We start from the raw sequence: 18,245 nt of genomic DNA, 5'->3' as shown, positions 1-18,245 counted from the left end.
CCTAACTTTTTTAAAGCGGATAATTTTTCTGAAAGCTTTCACGAGTTAGTGGCTGTTCTAACTCTAGACCCTCACCACCTAAAACATCCAACGGTTTGCCGTTCACGTCAATGTACACCTTGGCTTTGGGATTTAAAGTTGTCGCAGTATAAACAACTTGTCCCACGCGACCCATCATTGAGGTGCTACCACCACCGCTGGTAAAATCTTCGGATAAATTAACGTGAACCTCATCATTTTCTGCCTTCAGCCCTAACAGCTTGGTTGCTTTAGGGATGGTTGTTGAATCTGTCCCTCCTGTTTGTGGGCCTGCTAACAAACTTTGGAAAGCTGATTCTAAAGCCTGGTTGGGTTGTACAGAAGCTACTTTAACAGGCTGGGGAACCAAAGCAACATTTTTTTCTTTTGGTCTTAGCCAATAAACGTTAGGGGTTTTCTCATTACCTGGTTGCCTAGTTGATGGCTGTGCTGGTTGAGCGATTCGCGCAGAGGGATTTGACGGTGTGGGAGTATTGCTGGAGTGGGAAGTAAACCAAGCCACACCACCACCCACCGCTACAACCGCTGCTGAGACGGCTGCAATTACGCCTGAAGAAATACGATTAGATCCTTGTTGGTCTTTCATGTTCAAAACCTTCCTAACTGAGGGCTGATATGGTAGTTATGTGAGGAGCAGCCTGGTTAAAGACGATACTTACAAGTGAAGAGTTTCCCACAACCTGGAGAAGACTTTATGCCTCAAAATGCAATTATTTTTAATTATGCGAGTCCCTGATTCAATTTTAGAATTTTTACTTCCAATCCGTCACCTGCCAAATTATGTAAATCTCATTCTTTCTGGAGATGATTAAAGATTAAATTTACAAAGCAAAGGAACGCTGGGTATTTCTCACAGAAGTCCCTCCGCAAACCCTGTGCTTGCCTTTACGCCCCTAGAGCGTTTCATCTTTATCCTTTATTGCTGCGGTAATCCACTGTTTAAGTGTTGTTGTAACTTCATCAATGACAATTTCTTGAGATTTACGGGTAGCTCTTTCTACAACTTCGACTTTGCCATTAGCGATCGCTCGCCCGGTTACAATCCGATAAGGGATACCAATTAAGTCAGCATCTTTAAATTTCACTCCCGCCCGTTCATCGCGGTCATCTAGTAAAGTTTCAATTCCCGCTTGATTGAGTTCTGTATAAAGTTTTTGGGCGATTTCGACTTGTTGAGCATCCTTAATGTTAGGAATTGTGACGATCGCGTGATAAGGTGCGATCGCAACTGGCCAAATAATCCCATCTTTATCGTAAGATTGCTCTACAGCAGCTTGTGCTAGTCGTGACACACCTACGCCAAAACAACCCATAATTAGTGGCTTTTCTTCACCCTGTTCATTGGTATAAGTTGCTCCCATCACTTGGGAATATTTAGTACCTAATTGGAAGATGTGACCTGCTTCAATTCCACGGGCGCTTGCAAGAGTTTGTTCTGGGTTATGGATGGCGTGATCGCCTGGTTTTGCTTTCCGTATATCTATTACTTGCTCTGGTAACTTAAATTGCTCACCCCAATTAGCACCAACTACGTGATAGCCAGCTTCATTTGCACCTGTAACAAAGTTTTTTAAATCAACGACTGTTTGATCCACCAAGCGCAAAAACTTGGGATGAATCTGTTTATTGGCGGTAATATACTCATCTGCGATGTCAGGTGCAATGTAACCTAAAGGTAAAGATTTAGCTGTCCATGTTTGCTGCGCTTCAACATTTGGTACATTCAAACTAATAATAGTTTTAGCACCATACTCAGGAGCTAATTTGGTCAATTCATTTTGCAACTTGACCTCATTAATTTCTTGATCGCCTCGGATGTTCACCAGAACCAACACCGTTATCCCATTATCATAAACTGTCTGATAAAGGACGTTTTTCACTAATTGAGTGGGAGAACAGTTGAGGAGTTGACAAACCTTTTCAATCGTTTCTGTTCCAGGTGTATCGCGTTTCTCGTAGGTTGTAAACCGTGAGATTTCAGCATCAATCGGTAAAGAAACAGCCTTTTCTACGTTAGCGGCGTATTTACCATCCTCAGTGTAGAGAACTTCATCTTCACCAGCTTCCGCCAAAATCATAAATTCTGTGGAACCAGAACCACCAATTGCCCCAGAGTCGGCGTCCACTGCCCGAAAAGCTAAACCAGAACGCCGCAGGATATTGCTGTAGGCTTTATACATATCCTGGTAAGTTTCTTTGAGGCTGGCTTCATCGGCATGGAAAGAATAGCCGTCCTTCATGATAAATTCCCGTCCACGCATCAAACCAAAGCGGGGACGAATTTCATCGCGGAATTTAGTTTGAATTTGATAGAGGTGCAGTGGTAGTTGGCGATAAGAGCGAATCATATCACGAGCGATCGCGGTGATTACTTCCTCATGAGTTGGGCCTAATCCTAATTGTTGCTCACGGCGATCGATTAGGGAAAACATAATCCCCTCAGCTTTTGTGTAAGTGTCCCAGCGTTCCGATTCCTTCCATAAATCAGCAGGTTGTAATTGTGGTAGGAGACATTCTTGTGCGCCTGTAGCGTTCATTTCTTCCCGCACAATCTGGGAAACTTTTTGCAGTACCCGCCACATCAGTGGGAGATAAGCATAGAGACCACTACCGATGCGACGAATGTAACCTGCACGGAGTAATAATTTATGGCTGGGAATCTCGGCATCAGCCGGATCATCCCGCAGTGTAACGAATAACATTTGTGAAAGTCGCATCGTTTATTCCCTTTCCAGAATCTCTAATTTGTTTATAAACCACCGGGCGATTAAAATCTCGGTCAGACAAACTCTCGTCCGCCTGGGTGGACTAGGAAGGTATCCTAGTTTTTGAACCTGCGTGGTGCACAAAGCGCAGCGCAATAGGCAGGTTTTGTCTATGTAGCCGAGACTTCAGTCGCCAGGGTATCTTACAGCCGTTAAGATATCGCATGATATAATCTTTGCAACTATTTAATTCTAGGTCTAGGTTATGAGTCCTTTGACATTAAAACTAGACACCGTTCACCTGAGTGACGAACAATTTTATCACTTATGTCAAAATAACCGCGAATTGAAATTTGAACGAACTGCCAAGGGAGAATTAATCATCATGTCCCCCGTTGGAGGTGAAAGCGGCAATCGAGAAGCAGATTTAATTATTGATCTGGGAATCTGGAATCGGCAAACTGGCCTCGGTTTTACCTTCAGTTCTTCTACTATATTCAAATTACCCAATGGTGCTGATCGTTCTCCAGATGCCGCTTGGATTCAACAAGAACGTTGGCAAGCACTTACATCTAAACAAAGACGCAAATTTCCCCCCATTGCACCCGATTTTGTTATTGAATTAAGGTCAGCAACAGATGATTTAGAAATGTTGCGTTCCAAAATGCACGAATATATGGATGCAGGCGTGCAATTGGCATGGTTAATTAACCCCCAACAGCAGCAAGTAGAAATTTATCGCCAAAACCAAGATGTGGAAGTGCAAAATCTGCCCACACAATTATCAGGTGAAAATGTATTGCCAGGATTTAGCTTGAGTCTATCCTGTTATTAAGATTTGCAAGTGCTGCTAAACCTCCACTATCTGCCCATACTTTCCATTGCAGTAGAAAATACTTTATAAATCTGCGTAGGTGCGGTTGATTAAAATAACCTGCGTAGACCGACTAAGAAGGTATCCTAGTTTTTGAATCTGCATGGTGCGTTCTGGGCAGTGCCATAGGCAGATATTGCCGCGACTTCAGTCGTCAGGGCATCTTACAGCCGTTAAGATATCTTAAAAGAAATAACCACCAGGTGATAATAAATCACGGCATTTTTAGGAGAAACTACTTTGGCAGATGTAATTTATCAAGCACAGGCACCCTTAGAATTTATTCCTCCAGCGTTTAACCCTTTATTGCTACGAGTTGTCGATCTGTTGCTACCCAGTTGGATAAACTGGCAAACAGCTATTACCCAAATTGAAGCAGACAACGTAGAGGTTCTGGTGGATCTCTATCGCCAGTTTCAGGAGGGTAAGATCCGTTTTATGCTGGCATTTCGCCATCCGAAAACAGACGATCCACTTTGTTTAGGTTACTTGCTGTCTCAACTCGTACCAAAGGTAGCACGATCGCAAGGTACAGCGTTAGAACTTCCGATTCACGCTCATTTTATCTACGATCGCGGCATTCCTCTATGGGCAGGTGCCCATGTTGGCTGGATTGCTTCTCATTTAGGTGGTACTCCGATTCAACGGGGTAAAGCTGACTGGACGGGGTTACGTTCGGCGCGTGACTTGTTTGCCAATGGGAAATTCCCGATGGCGGCTGCGCCAGAAGGTGCTACCAATGGTTTATCAGAGAATATTAGCCCCTTAGAACCTGGTATCGCCCAATTAGGCTTTTGGTGTGCCGAAGATTTGCACAAAGCTGGACGCGATCAACAGGTTCTAATTGTACCAGTTGGGATTAAATATAGTTACGTTGATGCTCCTTGGGATGCGATCGCCAATCTTTTAAGTGAATTGGAAGCGGCTAGTGGTTTACCTGTGAATCCACCAGAACATGCTTCTGTAGAGTCGCTTTATCCCCGGTTATTGACTTTGGCAGAACATTTACTTTCGCTGATGGAACAATTTTACACGCGCTTTTATCATCAAAAGCTGCCGGATGCCAAAACAGTAGCAGGAGAAATCGAAGATAGAAATGAAGCGTTAGCAGTTCTTTTGCAAGCTTTATTAAATGCAGCGCTACAAATATCAGAACAGTATTTTGACTTGCAGCCAAAAGGGAATTTGACTGACCGCTGTCGGCGAGTAGAACAAGCGGGTTGGAATTATATATTTAGAGAAGAATTTAAGGATGTAAAAGGAGTGTCTGCTGTAGAAAAAGCTTTAGGCGATCGCGTTGCGGAAGAAGCAAATGCGCGGATGTGGCATATGCGTTTAGTAGAAAGTTTTGTGGCTGTTTCTGGTAATTATATTCGAGAAAACCCAACGGTAGAAAGGTTTGCTGAGACAACTTTAATTTTATGGCAGATGATCGCTAAAATCAAAGGTGATAAAGCTGTACAGCGTCCGCAATTGGGTAAGCAAAAAGTCAAAATTACTGTGGGTGAACCCATATCTGTTTCTGAGCGCTACCCCGCGTATAAAGAAAATCGTTTGGGTGCTAGACAGGCTGTTGCTGAAGTAACGAATGATTTACAACACGCGATGGAAGGATTGATTTGATTAGGAAGGTTGCATCTTTAGCTAGGAACCAGAATAAAAGTGTCAGTCGTCAGCAGGCTGATTGATTTCGACCCCTAGCTCCTGACTCCCTTAACTAGCAAGAGTGCAATGTAAATGCCCAAGTGTTCATCCGAATCGGATATTACTTTCTAAAGTAGATCAAAAACTTTCGGAAACTGACGCAATCATGAGGGTTTCAGGCATCGTGAATTTGGGGGAAGCAGCGTTAGTTTCAAGGCGATCGCTTTGTGTTAATTCCGAATGTCGCCGGAAACGCTGATTAATCAGTTATTTTATTATATCTAGCTGTTTTGTTGAAATGCCCATGTGGCAGGGGTTCTAAAAAACGTTGTGATCTACTGAATGTAGAAAAAAACTTCTAGCAATCGCGGGTTTAGATGCCCTGTACGGAGATGCTGACGGGACATGGTTTATTAAGCTTACACAAACCCAAAAGTTTTTCAAAACTATCTAAATAAATGGATGCAGAAAATCTTAGGCTACTAGGTCTACTTGGCTTTGCTACGATTTCACCTTTAATACAATTAGGTTAGTTAAAAGCAATTTTAACTAAATATGTAATTGGTTATTTGAGTTTTATAAAATTACCGTTAAGTTATCCAAATTAGATTTTCAGAAGAATCACGCTTTTTTATTTTTGGAATTCAAATTACAAATAGAGAAGTCCAGGAAATTGTGATTCCCTAAATCAATCAGGTTATAAATAATGAAAACTCAGAGCTTATTCAATTTACTGAAGATTGGCATTACTACTTTTGGAATCTTCTTTGTAGCTGGTCAAGGAGCATATGCCTCCGACTTAAAGGGAACAGCATTTAGCATATCTTTGGAGTGTCTGAACGACACTACCGGTCTTTTTATGGGTCAAACCCCCACTGATACTAGTGGCTGGCAGTATGCACTTGATTCAAACACAGATGGGATGAACGGGAATTACTGGGTTGGTGCTGCGCCAGGGAAAGTAAATCCTTACGATATCTCTGGTATGGCTATCAAAGAAACTGCTACCAGCGTCATTGTGGCAATCAATGGCAATATGAAGTTAACAGGAGAGGCTGAAGCGGGTGCTAGCGGTGGTCAGATTGGATATGGTGATTTGTTCTTCAACATGGCCGGTAAGACCTTTGAAGATGCTATGAGCAGTGGAGATTTGTTTGGTATTCATTTCTCCTCAGTGAATGCTTCCGGGGTACAACAACTAGGTGTTTATAGTGGTGTTCAGGCAAAGACAGTTGCTGATAGCAAAGAAGGCTACAGTGTTGGATATGGTGGTTTGACAGGAGATGGATGGATTTCTTACGAAACTCAGGTAAAACAAGGTGGTGGTGTTGTCGGTTATGGTGATTTGACCAGTAGTTACTTTACCAATAACGGCAAAGACAAGACATTTAATCTTAATGTCATCAACTCTGGAAATTATCTTAATGAAATCTCGTTTATAGCAAAGGGTGATGTAACGCAGCAGTTGCTAACCACTGGCTATGATGCCAACAAATTCAACGGCACACAAACCATTGCATTTGAATTTAAGAAATCTACTATTCTCAAATCGACTCCTGAGCCTGCTAGTCTTGCTGGTTTAGGAATCGTCGGTCTGGCCTTAGCTGGCAGTAAACGGCGCAAGAGGTCTATTGTAGCAATTGGGTAGGGACTATTTGCAATAGAACTTGATTTATCTTCAGTGATTATGGACACGAGAAAAGACTACATTTTTCTCCAAAAAATGATCGCCTGAGTAATAGAATTTTGGATAAAGGTTAAGCAAAAAGTATCCCAATCTCTATAGATTTCGCCACTCAACATTAAATAATTAAATTTCAATGCTCTTACTTTCTAGTAAGAGCATTTTTTATCTCAGAGACTGAGGGTTTAGGCATACTTGACAAATTAGCACTTAATATTATCGCTAAAACTGCATTTTTATTGAGAATTAACGACGAACTAATCAGGGTTAGAAAAAACAAGAGCGATCGCTCTCACAAATGTTAAGAAAGATCCGGGTAATGGATAGACTACAAAGAAAGGGGGAGCTAAACTCCCCTCTCTCGAAGAGGGGTTGGGGGAGAGGTTCTTCTAGGATAACTGAATTGGTGTTCTAGCAGTGCAGCAGGTATAACTTAGCCGATCGCAGTTTGACAAGGGTGCTACACAGACGATACCAACAACAAATAGGGGTAAAATTTTACCCCTACAAAATTGTGTATTATTTTAAGAATAGCTAGAGAAGGTTATTACTCTTGAGTTAAGTGACTTTCTAGCAAAGATGCGATCGCTTCCGGTTGAATATTCTTGTATTTCTTTTTACCAAGTTCTAAAACACAGTTGGGGGCGCTGCTACAGCATTTTTGGCAACCAGTATGTTCAATGGTAACTTTGTCTAACAAACCGCGATCGCCTAAAGTTTTTTCTAATTCTGATAAAAACCCTTTACCACCACGCTTGAGGCAACCGGACTTTTGACATACCATAATTCTCGCTTTGGTTTCAGGCGGTAAATCTTGATTTGGACACGCATCAATTGGTGTCACCCGATAGGCTTTGATTTTAATTTTACTTGTGCGTGAGTCTACCTTACTATGACCACAAACGCGAATTTGCTGGCCAGGAACTAAAGATGAACTTAGAGAACGGCGCAACTCTTTAGGCAGTTTAATTTCCACATTTCCAGATGGAACTGCCAATTGCAAGTATTTATATTTTCCTGGATCACCACCAACAAAACCTAGTAACTGTCCCTCAAGATTCAATTCTGATAATGTCAGATACTTGTTACCCATGATTGATAAAAATTTAGGAGTAGAGACGCGATTAATCGCGTCTGTGCAGGAGTTAGGAGTTAAAAGTTATGAGTTAATAATTATAAATTATCATTCATAACTCCTAACTTTTTTTTACGAGAGGCGTTTAGCTTCTACAGTTTGCGGTAAATTTGCTGTGTCTGGCAAATCACGAAATTCCAATTCCCAACCATTTGCTAGGGTGAGAATCTTGCCATCATTTCCATCGGTTTGTTTGACTACTTCTTCTTCAAGGTCTTTTTTAGCAACGTAAACTACTAAGGTACCGGCGTCATTCATGCGTAGCATTACTTTCATGAGATTCCTCAACAGATTCTAGTTCTTTTTTCATACAGCCGACGACGAACCCTGTTTCTAGGAAATGCACAGCATAGATATATGAACTCTGCAAATATGTGCCTATACTTGCTATGTAGCCGATATCTCCTTTGTTCACTAAAACTTGCCCGACTTCTTTACCAGGAAAGGTCCCATCGTTTTTTAGCAGTTTCCGAACTCTTACTTTTTCACCAATTTCAAAAGCAGGTGGCAAGTTTAGTTCTAATTCATCGCGTTGCATGAGAGTACCTCTGTTCTCTGACCAAATTCAATAGTTCTTCTGTCGTCAAACTGCGTTTTTTCTGTACGGATTGATGGCGCACTGCGTCTAAAACAGACTGGGTTTCTTGGGAGTTCAAGAAAATGCCATGCTGCTCTAGTAAGTTTGAAACCAAATGCCGTCCAGAATGTTTACCTAAGACTAAACGCCGTTCCCAACCAACTTCTTCGGGAGCAAATGGTTCGTAGGTAATGGGGTTTTGCAGTACTCCGTGAGCATGAATGCCAGATTCGTGAGCAAAGGTATTTTCGCCGACGATCGCTTTCCAGGGTGGTACATCTGCACCTGATGCAACTGCAACTAGTTGAGACAGTTCCAGCAAACTGCGAGTGTTGATGCCCAAATCAACGCCGTAGATGCGTTTGATAGCCATGACAACTTCTTCTAGAGCTGCATTTCCCGCCCTTTCACCTAATCCGTTGACTGTGGTATTCACTGATAATGCTCCAGCTTTTATACCTGCAAGGGCGTTGGCAGTTGCCAGACCAAAATCATTGTGGGTATGGATTTCTAGGGGAATCATCAAAGCTGAAACCAGCCGTTTGACCTTTGTGTAGGTTGTGAAAGGGTCGAGAACTCCTACGGTATCGCAGAAGCGGAAGCGGGATGCACCCCATTCTTGAGCATAAAGTGCTACATCTAAGAGGAAGTTTTCATCAGCTCTGGAAGAATCTTCTCCGCCGACTGCTACCCAAAGACCTTGATCGACTGCGAAACTGATACAGTCTTTGAGTTTTTGCAAACTTACTCGCCATTGACCGTGGAATTTGGCGGCGATTTGGATACCAGAGACGGGAATGGCAATATGCACCCGGTTCAGACTACAGGCTATGGAAGCCTTAATGTCTGAGATGACAGCGCGGTTCCAGCCTAGGAGTTTTGCTTGTAAACCCAAGTTACAAATTGCTGCGATCGCTCGTGTTTCTTCGTCACCCATTGCCGGTATACCGACTTCTAATTCGGGAACACCAATGGCATCGAGAAACTTAGCGATCGCAACTTTTTCTTCTAGGTTAAAGGCAACACCTGCGGCTTGTTCGCCATCACGTAATGTAGTGTCATTAATGATGATTTGATTCATTGCAAATATCCCTCTCTTGGAAGTATTCTTAATATCCTTTCTCTCTACAATCCCCAGCGATGGCAAATGCTAAAAATATCACAATTCATAATGTAGGATACATGATCCTTAATTATTGACCGATTTGTAGCATCACATCTGTATGGCAAGGAACTAAAACCATGTATAATTTACTAATCGTTTTTACCAAGGTTGGTTGAATTTTGGTCGACTAGCAATGAACTAATATAACTATTAGCAAATCCGGAACAAAGTAAGACACAGAATCCAGCAATTAAGGATGTAATCATCTTAGTAACCTCAGATTTTCTAGAGCATTGGGGTGTAATTTAGGCAGGTAATGCTACTCAAAGGTAATGGGTACAAATTAGCTAACTTTGTTCTGCTAGCCAGTCAAAAATCTTTCCTAGCTGCTCCAAGTCAACTAAACCATACTGCCAGAGGAGCATCGGTAGTGGGCCATTTTCTAATTCACGGTGTCGCAGAGCCACAGCAATATCGGCATTTGAAAGTTCAAGTTCATTGTGCAAAAAATTGAGGAGTTTTATATTTCTGTTCCGAGTCGCCATAATCGAACTTTCAATTTCTTAATTTGGGAAATAATTAAAAATCAGAAATTACAATTTTTATTTGGTAATTTCGCCTTCTTAATTGTCGCTAGATGTCAGGGAATTTTTAGATTTAGCAGACTAAACAAAATCTAAAACTCGGCTAATCCTTCTCAGTCTGCAACAAAATCTGCTAGCGCACAGTAACTTCAACTTCTAAACATCGAATAGTTTTGTGCATCTATGAACAAAAAGTATGAAGTGCAGTGCTTGCGTCATGAATTCAAGATTAATAGTGTCTGAATTAGGTCTGACAAAAACAATTCATTTTTCATCACTGTAATGCCAGCAACGCTCTAGCCACTCTAATAATTCGTGACGAGAAGCAAGAAATTGCATAACTGTACTGCGAATTAGAATTACTTCTAGCAAATTGTTCACTTGCACTCGTAAAGAACCATCGGGGGGACAAGAGCTATTAATTTTTAACTCTTGCAAACGGTGATAGATTCGCCAGCGATCGCTCAAAGGAATCTGCAAAACTTGATCACCTAAGGGGTCGGAACTAAGTTGTGAGGCGTCTAATTTTCTCATATTGGCAAAGGGGAGTGGGGTAGATGAGGGAGATGGGGGAGATGAGAGAGAATAATTACTAACTCCTGTACAAATGTGATTAATCGCGTCTCTCCTGTACAGACGCGATTAATCGCGTCTCTACTCCTAACTCCTGTCTTAAAGTTTGCAGTTGTTTTTCGAGTTGCTCAATGCGTGAGAGCAAAGAACGAATCACGGTTGCTTCCACATCGGGTAGCTTTCCATGCTCTAAAGGAGAAAGGTTGGCGCTTTCATTCCGAGAAATAATTCGACCGGGAACTCCTACCACAGTGGAATCGCTGGGGATATTCTGTAAGACAATGGAACCTGCACCAATGCGGACGCGATCGCCAATTTGCAGATTACCTAAAACTTTCGCACCCGCCCCGATCACTGCATTTTTGCCCACTGTGGGATGACGCTTACCACTTTCTTTACCAGTTCCGCCAAGGGTAACGCCTTGGTAAATCAGTGTATAGTCGCCGACGATCGCAGTTTCGCCAATGACAACACCCATTCCGTGGTCGATAAACACACCTTGACCAATCTCTGCACTTGGGTGAATTTCAATTCCGGTCAAAAATCGTCCCAAATGAGAAATAAACCGGGGGATAAAGCCTACACCTCGACCATGTAACCAGTGAGCAAGACGATGCAAACAGAGTGCGTGCAATCCGGGGTAGCAAAACACCACTTCTAACCAATTACGTGCTGCTGGATCGCGCTCAAAGATAATGCGAAAATCACTCAATAATGGCTCAAAAAAAACGCCAGAGAGTAAATTTTTTAGCATGGATGTATGTGCAGAATCCTGCGTTTTGGTAGTCTGGGAATCGCTAATACTGTCTAAAGACTGTTGCATCGGTAATGTCTATCTGGTAAAAAGAGTCATCTGCTATTTTTATGCTTATATCAGGTGACTTCCAACTCGATAGGAAACCCAATGCTGATTGGATTTATTGGATTGATTAAGATTGTACTCAAACGCCGAAACCCTGACTTAAGATAAACTTAAAATATGTCTTGGGGTAGGGGCGCTAGTATTTAATCATGGGGGTACTAGTATTTTTGGGGCAGGGGTTAAGAATTTCTGTACTCGCTACAAGAAACTTTACCTGTAAGCGTTTGCTAAGATTTAGTCAAGATATTTTGCAATATATTAAGCTGTACTCAGATGCACTCAAAGATCAGTTAGATGAGGCTACAAATTGATTTTTTGTATATGTTACTACTATTAGTATCCTATTATTTAGTTAGGCGAAAGACAAGTTTCTTTATTTTCTTTTAGGATTTGCTGTCTGTATGTACATATACGTTTAAAAATATAGTTATAGCTCATATTGACTATTTTATTATATAGATGTGTTGAAGTTGCGATGCCTTCGGCAAGCCGCTTCTCTACGAGAGGCTACGCCAACGCGTCTACGCCAAAACTGAGCATTTAAATTTTCGAGACTGATTCATCCAGTTCAAAGACTCGGCCACGGAGTTCAAAGGTGGATTCATCCAGTTCAAAGACTCGGCCACGGAGTTCAAAGGTGGATTCATCCAGTTCAAAGACTCGGCCACGGAGTTCAAAGGTGGATTCATCCAATTCAAAGACTCGGCCACGGAGTTCAAAGGTGGATTCATCCAGTTCAAAGACTCGGCCACGGAGTTCAAAGGTGGATGAACAAAGTAAGGGTGTACATCTGTACGCCCTTAAAGCAAATTTATTTATAGTGCTTCTGTGTTGAGTGCAATAGAGACCTAACCCCCAACCCCTTCCCTACAAGGGAAGGGGAGTAAGATTCAAAGCCTCTCTTCTTTTAGGAGAGAGGAATGGAAGTGAGGTGAAAGTGTATTGGATACAAACGAGAAGCCCTATATTACAAAGATTTTTGAAAATGATATCAGACTCGCCGATGAGTATTAATTTATCAAGAGACGGGAGTTTTTGCAGATTTACCTTTACTAATAGCTTTAAAGCGTTCGCCCAATTGTTCAGCGACAGTTTTTAAGCCTGGAGTCTTTTTTGATGCTGTCTTGACGTAATCATAAACAGTCAAACTGCTAGTCATAGCTTCACTACCGACTGCCATTAGAGTATCATCAACCTGTTCACTGAGTTGCTGGATTGAGATTAAAAGTTCGGTGAGCGCAGCGGCTAATTGATAATCCCGAACAAGTTCCTCAACGTCAAAAGTGGCTGGAAGGATTTCGGGGTTAGACTGAGCAGCGGTGACGCTATTGTTCACAAAGGCTAGGCTTTTGTCGCCCATTTTTACCAACTTCCGCCGTTCTTCCGTGCTGAGAGTAATCAAGAAGGGGAGCTTTTGTTGGACTTTCTGTAGCGCCGCTTTAACTTCTTGGATATCTTGTGGCGAAAGGGAGGCTACAATATTTTGATAGGCCATCGTATATTTACCTTAGGAGTTCTAGTGGTTAAGTAGCAAGTTTTGCTAAATATAGAATTCCCATTAGTGGATGCGATCGCACATCATAACCTATTTATTTATCTGTTTTAGCGCCGATGCTGAGGGATACTGACCAGATGCAATCAAAGCTTGTCGTTCTAGAATTCTTTCATCGCCGTTAAAATCTAGGATGCGTGCGGTGACTTCACCGATGTCTGTTTTATGCACAATTACAGCTTCATCTAGTCGAAAATGCTCACCCCAAAAGTCTCTGCGTGGGTTAAAAAACCGCACAAGTTCGCCAGTTTGCCAATTAATTGACCCCAAATCCGTCCCCTTTTGCAGGTTACAGAAAATACAGGTATAGCAGAGATTATCTGCTGTTGTAGCGCCGCCGTGTTTGACACTGATGATATGGTCAACTTGACAGCTTAAGCCCTCTACTTCTGGATATAAACAATACTCGCATAGATAGGCAGCGCGATCGACAACTAAACGCCGCAGTTCTGCATTAATATATAAACGAGACATTTTGAATACTTACTTAGGCTTAATGTACTGATGAGCTTTTGCTTTTGCCAACCTCATAATATGCTCTAGCGTGAGGAAATGATCTAACTCTCGCTTATCGCTTTCTGTAAGACCTTCAGTTTTTGCGCGGTAAACGAGATCCTCTAAACGGTCTTTGGCTGCATCTGAGAGTTTGAAATCGATAACGCTTTGGGGAGTGGTGCCAGCAGCAATAAACTCTATAATTTCATCGTAGACTTTGGCTGTATTTACAGATGTAGTCATGAGATTACCTCTTTTTATTTAACTTTGAGAATCTTGCTTGCTTTGATTTGCTTGCTCAATGCGTTGCCTAATCGCTTCTTCTGCAATGCGAATATTTTCTTCTATTGGCGTACCATCTTCAGCTACCATTGGCCCGTACCATGTTGCTTCTGAGTCAGGAGTGCGGCGGCCATACAAAACACGCAAAGGCTCGACATCTTCCCGGTGTGCAAGTGCGTAAGCTATTAGTTCTTTGTTAGTCATTGCTTCAAAATTCGGTCGCATTTAAAAACCTCCAGTTTCCATTAGCGGGTACAATGATTTGGAGTTCTTCATTGACAAAAATAAATACAACTCCGGTTTGGTCATCAAAGCGAAATAGCTCAATACTCCGATAGGTATTAGATAACATCTGGCAGACACGTAGACAGGCTATAGCTTGTGCGTATGTTGGGTAAATCGTCTGTTCCTCAATTGTGACATGGATAATAGTAAGCCTTTCTTTTGCGGTTTCTACTGTGAATAGTAAATCAGCTTACATTTATCCTTCCAACTGCTTTAACTTCTTCTGAGCAAATTCCCGCACTTGCTCATCTGGGTCATTTTTGGCGCGATCGCGCAACAGTGGTAAAGTTTGGGGATGCTGAGGAAATTGCTTGATAATTATCTCTAGTGCAATATACCGAGGATTAGTTTCATCCTTTTCCTTGCGCTCAAAGGGGTCATTAATAGCGCAGTTGTGGTAGATGTCAAACAACTCAGGCTGATATTTAAAGTATTTAGCTAATTTTTGGACTGCTACACCTCGCACAGTCCAGTGCTCATCCTGGGTAGCGTGTTCTTTGAGGATGGTTTTGGTGTCGGGGTCATCTTTGAAGTGATTCGCTAATTCTTGGACTGCTGCAAATCGGACTACGCAGTTATCATCGTGGGTAGCGCATTCTTTGAGGATGGATTTGGTGTCGGGGTCATCTTTGAAGTGATTCGCTAATTCTTGGACTGCTGCACGTCGCACATTCCAGTTATCATCGTGGTTAGCGCGTTCTTTGAGCCAGGTTTTGGTTTCGGGGTCATCTTTGAAGTTGTCCGCTAATCCTCTGACTGCTGTACTTCGCACATACTCATGATCATCGTGGGTAGCGCGTTCTTTGAGCCAGGTTTTGGTGTCGGGATCATCTTTGAAGTTGTTCGCTAATCCTCTGACTGCTGTACTTCGCACATACTCATGATCATCGTGGGTAGCACGTTCTTTGAGCCAGGTTTTGGTGTCGAGATCATCTTTGAAGTTGTTCGCTAATTCTCGGACTGCTTCACCTCGCACATCTTCGTGATCATCCTGGGTAGCGCGTTCTTTGAGCCAGGTTTTGATGTCGGGATCATCTTTGAAGTTGTTCGCTAATTCTCTGACTGCTGTACTTCGCACATACTCATGATCATCGTGTGTAGCGCATTCTTTGAAGAAGGTTTTGATATCGGGATCATCTTTGAAGTTGTTTGCTAATCCTCTGACTGCTTCACCTCGCACATCTTCGTGATCATCCTGGGTAGCGCGTTCTTTGAAGAAGGTTTTGGTGTCGGGGTCATCTTTGAAGTTCTCGGCTAATGCCCAGACTGCTTCACCTCGCACATCTTCGTAATCATCCTGGATAGCGTGTTTTTTGAGCCAGGTTTTGGTATCGGGGTCATCTTTAAAGTTCTCGGCTAATGCCCAGACTGCTGCACGTCGGACAAACCCGTTATCATCCTGGGTAGCGCGTTCTTTGAGCCAGGTTTTGGTATCGGGGTTATCTTTGAAGTTTTGGGCTAATGCCCAGACTGCTGCACGTCGGACAAACCCGTTATCATCCTGGGTAGCGCGTTCTTTGAGCCAGGTTTTGGTGTTAGGAGATTCTTGCCAGGTCGTTGTAATTGCTGTGACTGCTTGAGTGCGAATTTTCCTAACTAGCCAAGTTTCTTCTCTATATGGCTGGGGGTCGTAATAGTACCAGAGGTCATATTTAGTTAAGTCTTGTAGCTCGTTAAATAATTTAGTAGCTGTTGACGCAATTACCGAGCGATTTCTCACCTCTACAAGACACTTAGCCGCTAAAAAGAGATTGACAAACTTTTCCTCTTCGTCATCTTGCGCCATTAAATAATCAAGAATCTCCCCAACAAATCTTGGCTCAATCATTCCCGCAATTAGCAGCAAGACTTCATGCCAACTTTCATCTTGCCAGTGTTTGCCAAAAACTTCATCCTTAAGTTCCTCAATAGTCAGCGTTTGCGTTTCTTTAAACTGCCAGACAAACTCCCAAGCACAGAAATATTCTAAAAATGTCCGATGTACAAAAGCATAATAATCTGCACCCAGGAAACATAACATAAAGTTGCGAGTCCGCAGTTGATTAATTATCACCCGCGCCACTTCTCTGGGTTTATCAAATTCTATGGTTTTGAGATAATCAATTAAAATTTTGACTAAATCATTTTCATTAATCAAATTACCTGCCAAATCTTTCTCACCAGTTTGCATCAGATAAGCAACCTGACGCAGCATCGCTTGCTTATCTTTATAATCAATAGTCTTGGGGTCTAACCTCTGATCTTCTATCAAAGCGCGTTCCACATCCCATTGATGCAGCAATACCCGCGATGCTTGATTATAAAGCTCGGCTCTATCTCTTGGTAGCTCTTGATTCCGATTAAGAATTGCCATCATCGTTAACAGCAGAGGATTTCCCGCCAATTCTGTAATAGATTTGGAAGCTTCAATTCCTCTTTGTAGCCGTTCCCGTTTTCTCACCTTATCTACTGCATCGGTAAAAGTTAACTCATGCCAACGGTTGATAAAATCCTGAATTTGTTCTGAGTCTAAATCTTGTAATATAAAGTGGCGAAACTCAGCATTAAGCAATCGTTGCGGTTTATAGCCAATAATTCGAGAAGTGACAATTACCTGCACATCAGGATAGTCATTAGTAAAGCGATGAATATCAGTAATTACATCCTCTCGCTTACCAGGGTCAAATACCTCATCCAAACCATCAAACATCACTAAGGCATTACCAGCTTTTAATTGTTTATCTAGTTCAAGCTGATTGAGATGATGAATTGCACCACTACATTGATGGAAGAATTCTAGAAAATTATTGCACTCCTTATCTTCCCGTCGCCGCATATAAGTGCGTAATTCAATTAGCAAGGGAATCGGTAATGAGATAACATTATCCAGTGGAGACTCTGCCCAATTCAAAGCCAGAAATTGCAACAAAGTAGACTTCCCAGAACCAGGATCGCCCAAAATAACAATGTATTTATAATCTTGCTTTTTATTGACAACATCTAAAACTGAATGGATCGGCTGTTCAAAATAAACCCGTTTGTGGCGTTCTAATTCTTCTAATTCAACTGCTTCTATTTGGTCACTTTCTCGCAGCCGTCTAAGATGTTCTTTAGGCAGTTCGTGAACTTGTGGTAATACTTGATGAGCTTCACGGACATTTTGAGCAGTAAAAATCCGCCATAACTTCAGTTCGTTATAGGCATAGCCGCTAGTATCTAAGCTATCTAACTTGAGATTGGCATAACATTCGCGGATTCCTTCTTGATATTTAGTTAAATTAAAATTTACAATAACACCAGCAATTTCTTTGGTATTTGTTTCAATATCAGATAATTTTTGTAATTTGAGGAGATGGTGTAATTCTTTTGAATCTAAAAGAAGTTCTTGGACTTGTGTCAAATACTGTTCTGTAAATGATTGCCAGTTAAACTTAGATGGCAGAGGTTTTAATTGCAGTCTGTTCCAACTATCTTCTAGCATTTTCGCGTCTAGAGATTCACAATTAATATCAAAAGCCTTACCAATAGTTTCTGTAACCGACTTATCGCTGATAAATTTCTGGATGTCTTTGGTGTACTCTTTAATCTCAGCTTCAGCAAGTTTGCAACGAACCTTTAACTGCTGTTGCATGAGTTGCAAAAATTCCTTTAACGCTTTCCCCGCAGCAATTTCTATGTCTTCCTTCTTAAGTTTCTGAACAATCTTGCCAGGGATGCCTTTTAATAAATCTTTAGCCCAATCTTTAGCAGCATCCTTGGCTAAGTCTTCCAGAATGGGTTTAAAAATAAACCCGGCAACCTGAGTTACACCCCAAATAGCTAACAAGTCTGGCATAATACTCGCTTCTGTTGAGAGTTTGATTACGAGTA

At 41.9% G+C, this 18,245-nt stretch carries 18 protein-coding genes; 3 read left to right on the top strand and 15 right to left on the bottom strand.

Annotated features, from left to right (window positions below; all coding sequences use genetic code 11):
- Window positions 1-10: 10 nt before the first annotated feature.
- Both V7K48_RS13830 and V7K48_RS13825 read right to left on the bottom strand, forming a co-directional pair.
- Window positions 11-625: a GerMN domain-containing protein gene (locus V7K48_RS13830; protein ID WP_335073297.1), complete on the bottom strand. Its 615-nt coding sequence runs from the start codon at window positions 623-625 to the stop codon at window positions 11-13.
- A 307-nt stretch (window positions 626-932) separates the two neighbouring features.
- On the bottom strand, window positions 933-2,756 hold the full coding sequence (locus tag V7K48_RS13825) for a proline--tRNA ligase (protein WP_335073295.1): 1,824 nt from the start codon (window positions 2,754-2,756) through the stop codon (window positions 933-935).
- A 253-nt stretch (window positions 2,757-3,009) separates the two neighbouring features.
- Between V7K48_RS13825 and V7K48_RS13820 the strand changes: the two genes are divergently transcribed.
- The 3 genes from V7K48_RS13820 to V7K48_RS13810 all read left to right on the top strand — a co-directional run bounded on the left by V7K48_RS13820 (window position 3,010) and on the right by V7K48_RS13810 (window position 6,910).
- Window positions 3,010-3,579: a Uma2 family endonuclease gene (locus tag V7K48_RS13820; RefSeq protein WP_335073293.1), complete on the top strand. Its 570-nt coding sequence runs from the start codon at window positions 3,010-3,012 to the stop codon at window positions 3,577-3,579.
- 279 nt (window positions 3,580-3,858) lie between these two features.
- Complete coding sequence (locus V7K48_RS13815; protein ID WP_335073291.1) at window positions 3,859-5,241, top strand: 1-acyl-sn-glycerol-3-phosphate acyltransferase; 1,383 nt, start codon at window positions 3,859-3,861, stop codon at window positions 5,239-5,241.
- Window positions 5,242-5,968: 727 nt separating this feature from the next.
- Window positions 5,969-6,910, top strand: coding sequence for a PEP-CTERM sorting domain-containing protein (locus V7K48_RS13810; protein ID WP_335073289.1), 942 nt, complete (start codon window positions 5,969-5,971; stop codon window positions 6,908-6,910).
- 583 nt (window positions 6,911-7,493) lie between these two features.
- Here the strand turns inward: V7K48_RS13810 and V7K48_RS13805 are convergent.
- The 13 genes from V7K48_RS13805 to V7K48_RS13750 all read right to left on the bottom strand — a co-directional run bounded on the left by V7K48_RS13805 (window position 7,494) and on the right by V7K48_RS13750 (window position 18,210).
- Window positions 7,494-8,039 carry a (2Fe-2S) ferredoxin domain-containing protein gene (locus V7K48_RS13805; protein WP_335073287.1) on the bottom strand — a complete coding sequence of 182 codons (546 nt, stop codon included), beginning with the start codon at window positions 8,037-8,039 and terminating at the stop codon, window positions 7,494-7,496.
- A gap of 114 nt (window positions 8,040-8,153) precedes the next feature.
- Complete coding sequence (gene nifT / locus V7K48_RS13800) at window positions 8,154-8,357, bottom strand: putative nitrogen fixation protein NifT (RefSeq protein ID WP_298921155.1); 204 nt, start codon at window positions 8,355-8,357, stop codon at window positions 8,154-8,156.
- Window positions 8,332-8,619, bottom strand: coding sequence for a nitrogen fixation protein NifZ (locus tag V7K48_RS13795; RefSeq protein WP_334811376.1), 288 nt, complete (start codon window positions 8,617-8,619; stop codon window positions 8,332-8,334). The genes nifT and V7K48_RS13795 overlap by 26 nt, the downstream gene beginning before the upstream one ends.
- Window positions 8,606-9,739: a homocitrate synthase gene (nifV, locus tag V7K48_RS13790; RefSeq protein WP_335073285.1), complete on the bottom strand. Its 1,134-nt coding sequence runs from the start codon at window positions 9,737-9,739 to the stop codon at window positions 8,606-8,608. Before nifV ends, V7K48_RS13795 begins: the two co-directional genes overlap by 14 nt.
- Window positions 9,740-10,110: 371 nt before the next feature.
- Window positions 10,111-10,308, bottom strand: a complete 198-nt coding sequence (locus V7K48_RS13785) for a DUF2949 domain-containing protein (protein WP_292795422.1) — start codon at window positions 10,306-10,308, stop codon at window positions 10,111-10,113.
- 303 nt (window positions 10,309-10,611) lie between these two features.
- A complete protein-coding gene (locus V7K48_RS13780; RefSeq protein ID WP_335073284.1) occupies window positions 10,612-10,881 on the bottom strand; it encodes an Asr1405/Asl0597 family protein in 270 nt (89 codons plus the stop codon).
- 79 nt (window positions 10,882-10,960) lie between these two features.
- On the bottom strand, window positions 10,961-11,743 hold the full coding sequence (gene cysE, locus V7K48_RS13775) for a serine O-acetyltransferase (RefSeq protein WP_335073282.1): 783 nt from the start codon (window positions 11,741-11,743) through the stop codon (window positions 10,961-10,963).
- 1,057 nt (window positions 11,744-12,800) lie between these two features.
- On the bottom strand, window positions 12,801-13,277 hold the full coding sequence (locus tag V7K48_RS13770; protein WP_335073280.1) for a hypothetical protein: 477 nt from the start codon (window positions 13,275-13,277) through the stop codon (window positions 12,801-12,803).
- A 90-nt stretch (window positions 13,278-13,367) separates the two neighbouring features.
- Entirely contained in the window at window positions 13,368-13,808 is a 441-nt protein-coding gene (locus V7K48_RS13765) for an HNH endonuclease (protein WP_335073278.1), read from the bottom strand.
- A 9-nt stretch (window positions 13,809-13,817) separates the two neighbouring features.
- A complete protein-coding gene (locus tag V7K48_RS13760) occupies window positions 13,818-14,072 on the bottom strand; it encodes a hypothetical protein (protein WP_335073276.1) in 255 nt (84 codons plus the stop codon).
- An 18-nt stretch (window positions 14,073-14,090) separates the two neighbouring features.
- Window positions 14,091-14,336, bottom strand: a complete 246-nt coding sequence (locus tag V7K48_RS13755) for a DUF6887 family protein (protein ID WP_174710332.1) — start codon at window positions 14,334-14,336, stop codon at window positions 14,091-14,093.
- Window positions 14,320-14,511 (bottom strand): DUF6888 family protein, encoded by a 192-nt coding sequence (locus V7K48_RS35010; RefSeq protein WP_442942359.1) that lies wholly within the window; start codon window positions 14,509-14,511, stop codon window positions 14,320-14,322. Before V7K48_RS35010 ends, V7K48_RS13755 begins: the two co-directional genes overlap by 17 nt.
- 81 nt (window positions 14,512-14,592) lie before the next feature.
- Complete coding sequence (locus V7K48_RS13750) at window positions 14,593-18,210, bottom strand: HEAT repeat domain-containing protein (RefSeq protein ID WP_335073274.1); 3,618 nt, start codon at window positions 18,208-18,210, stop codon at window positions 14,593-14,595.
- Between the last annotated feature and the right edge of the window lie 35 nt (window positions 18,211-18,245).

It is taken from the genome of Nostoc sp., from assembly GCF_036919615.1.
Classification (GTDB): domain Bacteria; phylum Cyanobacteriota; class Cyanobacteriia; order Cyanobacteriales; family Nostocaceae; genus Nostoc.
Note: the sequence above shows the minus strand (reverse complement) of the source record. Positions and strands in the feature narration are given on the sequence as shown.